Annotated in this window: 5 protein-coding genes; all 5 read left to right on the forward strand. The window is 67.4% G+C overall.

Features of this window, described 5'->3' with window-relative positions; genetic code table 11:
- Positions 1-735 precede the first annotated feature (735 nt).
- Positions 736-1,884: a galactonate dehydratase gene (gene dgoD, locus ACXJKR_RS21390; RefSeq protein WP_056202424.1), complete on the forward strand. Its 1,149-nt coding sequence runs from the start codon at positions 736-738 to the stop codon at positions 1,882-1,884.
- Positions 1,878-2,777, forward strand: coding sequence for a 2-dehydro-3-deoxygalactonokinase (locus ACXJKR_RS21395; protein ID WP_457324537.1), 900 nt, complete (start codon positions 1,878-1,880; stop codon positions 2,775-2,777). Before dgoD ends, ACXJKR_RS21395 begins: the two co-directional genes overlap by 7 nt.
- 1 nt (position 2,778) lies before the next feature.
- Entirely contained in the window at positions 2,779-3,396 is a 618-nt protein-coding gene (locus ACXJKR_RS21400) for a 2-dehydro-3-deoxy-6-phosphogalactonate aldolase (protein ID WP_056202418.1), read from the forward strand.
- 36 nt (positions 3,397-3,432) lie between these two features.
- Entirely contained in the window at positions 3,433-5,826 is a 2,394-nt protein-coding gene (locus tag ACXJKR_RS21405; protein ID WP_457324538.1) for a beta-galactosidase, read from the forward strand.
- Between the two features lie 83 nt (positions 5,827-5,909).
- Positions 5,910-6,278 (forward strand): SMP-30/gluconolactonase/LRE family protein (locus ACXJKR_RS21410; RefSeq protein ID WP_457324539.1); only part of this gene is annotated, 369 nt, incomplete at its 3' end.

A 6,278-nucleotide genomic window follows, 5' to 3' on the forward strand; every position in this document is an offset into this window, starting at 1 on the left:
GCGTCGGGCCTTGCAGCGTGTCGCCGCGGTGCTTGATGGGGCGGGTCGTGGCGAGCACGACCAGGCGGTCTTCGTGGACTTCGATCGCATAGGCCTCGGCCGCGTAATGTGCGGCCACGCCCGGCTGATGCATCCACTGTCCGTCAGTGAACTTCATGCTTCTTGATTCCTTGTTGTCTCCGGTCGGCCGGCATTGCATTTGGTCAGACCGAAGTCAAGCATACAACATGCCCGGTCTTACCAAACAAACGGACAAACAAGTCGCAAGGCGAAACAACCGACAGGCCGTTCGCCGCCCCGCCCTCAGTGCAGATCGCACGAAAGCCACGCGTTGACGCCCTCTCGGCGCAGGTACCGCATCGTTCCATGCCCGCAATGCATAGGGTTAACCCTTGTTGATATGGTGAAAACCCTAAGATTCGATCCGTCAACAACGAAGAAAGGGAAACAAATGGAACTGCTGATCGTGACTTTGGTGCTGGCGACGCTGGCGATCGTGGGTCAACTGGGCGACGCCGTGAGTGGCCAGTACAACAGCAAGCGCGACTGAAGTCGCACTGAAACGGGCATGTGAACCGCGTGCCGCAACCGCTCAAGGGCTGCTTCTGCAGCCCTTTTGCTTTTCGGCGCCTATCCACCAATATGAAATCCATATAGCCRCTGGCAAAGATTCGATATTTCAGAACTAGCAGCCCCTCCTAAGCTTTCGGCCGTTCCTGCACCAGTCATGGCCCCATGAGAATCACCAAGCTGACGACCTACCGCCTCGCCCCGCGGTGGATGTTCCTGAAAATCGACACCGATGCCGGCATCAGCGGCTGGGGCGAGCCCGTCATCGAAGGCAAGGCGCGCAGCGTCGAAGCTGCCGTGCATGAGTTCGAGCCCTATCTGATCGGGCAAGACGCCTCCCGCATCAACGACCTCTGGCAGGTCATGTATCGCGGTGGTTTCTACCGCGGTGGCGCCATCCTGATGAGCGCCATCGCCGGCATCGACCAGGCGCTGTGGGACATCAAAGGCAAGGCCCTGGGCGCACCGGTGCACCAGCTGCTCGGCGGCTTGGTACGCGACAAGATGAAGGTGTATTCCTGGGTCGGCGGTGACCGGCCGGCCGATGTCATCCGCGACATCAAGCGGCTGCGCGAAGGGGGCTTCGACACCTTCAAGATGAACGGCTCCGAGGAGATGGGCCTCATCGACAGCGCCCGCAAGGTCGACGAAGCCGTGGCCCGCATCGCCGAGATCCGCGAAGCCTTTGGCCACGACATCGAGTTTGGCATCGACTTCCACGGCCGCATCGGCGCACCGATGGCCAAGGTCATGCTGAAGGCGCTGGAACCCTACCGGCCGCTGTTCGTCGAAGAGCCCGTGCTGGCCGAGCAGGACGAAACCTACGCCCGCTTGGCTGAGCACACCGCCATCCCGTTGGCGGCCGGCGAGCGCATGTATTCGCGTTTCGAGTTCAAGCGCGTCTTCCAGGCCGGCGGCCTGTCCATCGTGCAGCCCGACCTGTCGCACGCCGGCGGCATCACCGAGTGCCACAAGATCGCCGCCATGGCCGAGGCCTATGACGTGGCCTTCGCGCCGCATTGCCCGCTGGGCCCCATCGCGCTGGCGGCCTGCCTGCACGTCGATTTCGTCTCGCACAACGCCGTGCTGCAGGAGCAGAGCATGGGCATCCACTACAACCAGGGCGGCGAGCTGCTCGACTACGTGCTGAACAAGGAAGACTTCCACATCGAGAACGGCTACATGAAGCCGTTGACCAAACCGGGTCTCGGCGTGGTGGTGGACGAAGAGAAGGTCATCGAGGCCAGCAAGACGGCGCCCGACTGGCGCAACCCGCTGTGGCGCCACGCGGACGGGAGCGTCGCCGAATGGTGATGGACGGCGGCCGCCTCATCGCGCTGGACTGGGGCAGCACGCGGCTGCGTGCCTTCCTGCTGGGCGCCGACGGTACGGTGCTGGCGACGCGCCAATCCGAGCAGGGCGCCTCGACGCTGTCCGGCGCAGACGCTTTCGCCCAGGCGCTGGCCGCCGTGACCGATGGCTGGCCCGGGCTGCCGATGCTCGCCTGCGGCATGGTCGGCAGCCAGCATGGCTGGCGCGAAGCGCCCTATGCGCCCTGCCCGGCCGACGCCGCCGCGCTGGCTCGCCAGGCATTGCAGGTCGATGCCAGGTTCTGGATCGTGCCCGGCCTGATGCATGACGGCGCCCAACCGGATGTCATGCGTGGCGAAGAGACCCAGATTGTTGGCGCCTTCGCCTTGCATCCCGAGCTGGCCGAACAGGCCTGCCTGGTGCTGCCAGGCACGCATTCGAAGTGGGCGCGCGTTGAGGCTGGCAGGGTGACGGGTTTTGCAACCCACATGACCGGCGAGCTCTATGCGCTGCTGCGCCAGCATTCCGTGCTCGCCCGCCTGATGCCTGCGGACGGCAGTTCAGCGCCCTCCTCCCAGGCGTTCCTGGCCGGCGTCGACGCAGCGCGCAAGGACGGGGCTTTGGGCCACCAACTCTTTGCCGTGCGCACGCTGGGCCTCTTCAAGCGCTTGGCCGCAGAGCAGTTGCCTGACTACCTCTCGGGCCTGCTGATCGGCCACGAGATCGCCAACGAACTGAAGGCCGCCACGCCCGAGCGTCTGGCCCTCATCGGCGACCCGGCGTTGTGCGCACGATATGCGCTCGCCCTCGGCCGTTTCGGCATGGACGAGCCGCTGCAACTCGACAACACCGCGCCCGCCGGCCTCTGGCGGCTGGCGCAAACCATGGGGCTTTGACATGCTCGACCAGGCACTGCAACAACTCCCCCTCGTCGCCATCCTGCGCGGCGTCAAGCCTGACGAAGTCGAGGCCATCGCCGACACCCTCTACGCCGAAGGCTTCCGCGTCATCGAGGTGCCCCTGAACTCGCCCCAGGCGCTGGACTCGATCGCCCGCCTCGCACGCCGCATGCCCAACGACGCGCTGATCGGCGCCGGCACAGTGCTCAGCGCCGACGCGGTGCGTGATGTGCAGATCGCCGGTGGCCGCCTCATCGTCATGCCGCATGCCGACGTCGCCGTCATCCGCGTGGCCAAGGCGCGTGGCCTGGCCTGCATTCCCGGCGCGGCCACGCCGACTGAAGCCTTTGCGGCCCTGCAGGCCGGCGCCGACGCGCTCAAGCTGTTCCCGGCCGAACTGGTCACACCGCCGGTGCTCAAGGCCATGCGTGCCGTGCTGCCGCGCGAGCTGAGCCTGCTGCCGGTGGGCGGCATCACACCCGAGACGATGGCCCCGTACAGGCAAGCGGGCGCCGCCGGCTTCGGGCTGGGCTCGGCGCTCTACAGCCCAGGCCTGACGGCGTCCGACGTGGCACCGCGGGCAAGAGCTTTCGTGCAGGCCTGGCGCGCGCTCTGACACGCGACAAAAAAAGATAACGACACCGGAGACTCCATGAACCGCACGCTCACGCTGTGCGCAGGCTTGGTGCTGCTCGCTCTTGGCCAGGCCAGCGCCGACACGCTGCTCAAGCTCGATGCCCGCGCCGACGCGCCGGCGCCGACAACCGGCCACCTGCAGCTCGGCACGGCACGCTCGCCTCAGGGCCAGACGCTGGACGTCAACAGCCAGTACCTGCTGCGCGACGGCAAGCCTTGGCTGCCGGTCATGGGCGAGTACCACTACAGCCGCGCACCCGCCTCGCAATGGGATACCCAGCTGCGGCTGATGAAGGCCGCCGGCATCGACATCGTTGCGAGCTATGTGTTCTGGAACCACCACCAGGAGCAGCCCGGCGCCTTCAACTGGAAGGGCACCCACGACCTGCGCCGCTTCGTGCAACTGGCCCAGGCCGCCGGCTTGCAGGTCGTCGTCCGGCTGGGCCCCTGGGCGCACGGCGAGGCCCGCTACGGCGGCATTCCCGACTGGGTCGTCGACAAGATGCCCACGCGCGGCAACGACCCCGAATACATGGGCCACGTCGAGCGCCTGTACGCCGAGATCGGCGTGCAGCTCAAGGGCCTGCTGTGGAAGGACGGCGGTCCGGTCGTCGGCGTGCAGCTGGAGAACGAATACAACATCCGCGGCCCTGGCAAAGGCGAGGACCACATCAGCGCACTAAAGAAGCTCGCGCTGAAGGCCGGCATGGATGTGCCGCTCTACACCGTCACAGGCTGGGACGGCACCGTCTACCCGTCCGGCGAGGTCACCCCCGTCTTCGGTGGCTACCCGGATGAGCCCTGGGCCACCAGCACTCGGGAGCTGCCGCCCAAGGAGACGCACGCCTTCCGCTTCAGCACCCGCGTCAGCGGCGATCTCGGCGCGCAGACCCAATCACACGCCCCTGGCACTGCCGAGACCGACAAGGACAAGGTGCCCTTCCTCGGCGCCGAATACGGCCCCGGCCTGCCAGCGATGTACCGCCGCCGCACGCTGGTGTCGCCCGACGACATTGCGGCCATGCTGCCCGTGCAGCTGGGCTCGGGCGTCAACCTGTTCGGCTACTACATGTTCCACGGCGGCCGCAACCCGGTTGGCGTGGGCGGCACCGGCCTGGAGGAAAGCACGCTCAGCGGCGGCTACAACGACACGCCACGCATCAGCTATGACTTCCAGGCGCCGCTGGGGCCTGACGGTCAGCAGCGCCCGGTACTGACCAAGCTGCGTCCCTTCCACTATTTCCTGCGCGAACACGGCGCCGCGCTGGCGACGATGACGGTACGCCAGCCCGAGCGCTCGCCGACCAACCCGGCCGACCTGCAGACGCCGCGCTGGTCCGTGCGAAGCAAGGGCGACGCCGGCTTCCTGTTCTTCAACAACCATGTGCGCCAGTACGCCATGCCGGCGCAGGTCGGCGTGCGCTTCGAGCTGCAGCTGCCGGGTGGCACGGTGACGCTGCCGAGCACGCCGGTCGACATTCCCAATGGCGCCTATTTCATCTGGCCCATCAACCTCGAGCTCGACGGCGTGATGCTGCGCCACGCGACGGCCCAGCCGGTCACGCGCCTCGACGCGGGCGCCCAGGGCATCGTCCATGTGTTCGCAACGACGGCCGGCGTCCCCGCAGAGTTCGCGCTGCCCGACGGCATCAGGACGCTGAAGCCGGACGCGAACCAGCTGCAGCGCATCGGCAGCCGCGACGGCCGCGCCGTCAGCGTGCTGCTGCTGGCGCCGGAACAGGTGGAGCAGTTGAACGTGCTGGAGATTGCCGGGCAGCGCCGGCTCGTTTTCAGCGAGCAGCAGGCCTGGGTGGCGGACGGCAAGCTGCAACTGCGCGGCATCGGCCCGCAGCCGCTTCGCGCCGCCGTCTTCCCTGCCCTGCCCGGGCCGCGTGCGGTCGGCCTGAAGGTCGGTCAGAACGGCCTGCTGCAACGCCTGGAGCTGGCGGGCGACAACGCCCAGCCGACGCTGCAGATCAGCCCCACCCGCCCGGCCCGGGCCGTGCCACCCGTGTTGAAGGGTGGCCTGGCCAAGGCGGCCGTGCAGCCTATTCCCGAGGCATTTGCCGCGGCGGCGACCTGGTCACTGAAGCTGCCCCAGCCGCTGGCGCCGAACGCGGAAGACGTGCTGCTGGAACTGGACTTCGTCGGCGACATCGGCCGCGTCTTCGCCGGCAGCCGGATGCTGGACGACTGGTACTACAACGGCCAGCGCTGGCAGATCGGCCTGCGCCAGTTCGCGCTGCAGCCGGGTGCCGAATTGCAGCTCAGCGTGCTGCCGCTGCGCGGCGATGCGCCGGTCTACATCGACGCGGCCCATCGGCCCGCCTTCGCCGCCGGCCAGACGCAGGTCGCCGAATTGCGCGGCGCCCGGCTGCTGACGGTCAGGCGTGCAGCGATCGCGCCCTGAGCGATCGATATTCCGAATCTGGATAGTTAAGCCCGGACATTCGATTTGTGCCGAATGGAACCGCTCCGTAACCTGGACTTCTGATGACATTGAACGGCGACCTTGAACTGACCTTGCCACAGGGCGCCCTTCTTGGTGAGGGCCTGCTCTGGCATGGCGGCCGCTGGTGGTGGACGGACATCGAGGCGGCGACCCTGTTTGCCTGGCAGCCGGGCGCGGCGGGACCACTGTCATGTCGCCTACCGGATCGCCTGGGCAGCTTCGCCCATTGCCGCTCGGGCCGCGTGTTGCTGGGCCTGGCCAAGCGCCTGGCTCTCGCGACGCTGGGCGACAACCTGGATCTTGGCCAGCTGCAGACCGCTGCCCCGGTCGACGCCGCCGAGCCGCGCACGCGCATCAACGACGGGCGCACCGACCGGCGCGGCAACTTCGTCTTCGGCACGATGAACGAG

The organism is Roseateles sp. P5_E11, assembly GCF_054049355.1.

Bases quoted from the DNA above. Each gene is read 5' to 3' on its own strand.
- dgoD (WP_056202424.1), top strand. From the start codon at position 736: ATGAGAATCACCAAGCTGACGACCTACCGCCTCGCCCCGCGGTGGATG.
- ACXJKR_RS21395 (WP_457324537.1), top strand. From the start codon at position 1,878: ATGGTGATGGACGGCGGCCGCCTCATCGCGCTGGACTGGGGCAGCACG.
- ACXJKR_RS21400 (WP_056202418.1), top strand. From the start codon at position 2,779: ATGCTCGACCAGGCACTGCAACAACTCCCCCTCGTCGCCATCCTGCGC.
- ACXJKR_RS21405 (WP_457324538.1), top strand. From the start codon at position 3,433: ATGAACCGCACGCTCACGCTGTGCGCAGGCTTGGTGCTGCTCGCTCTT.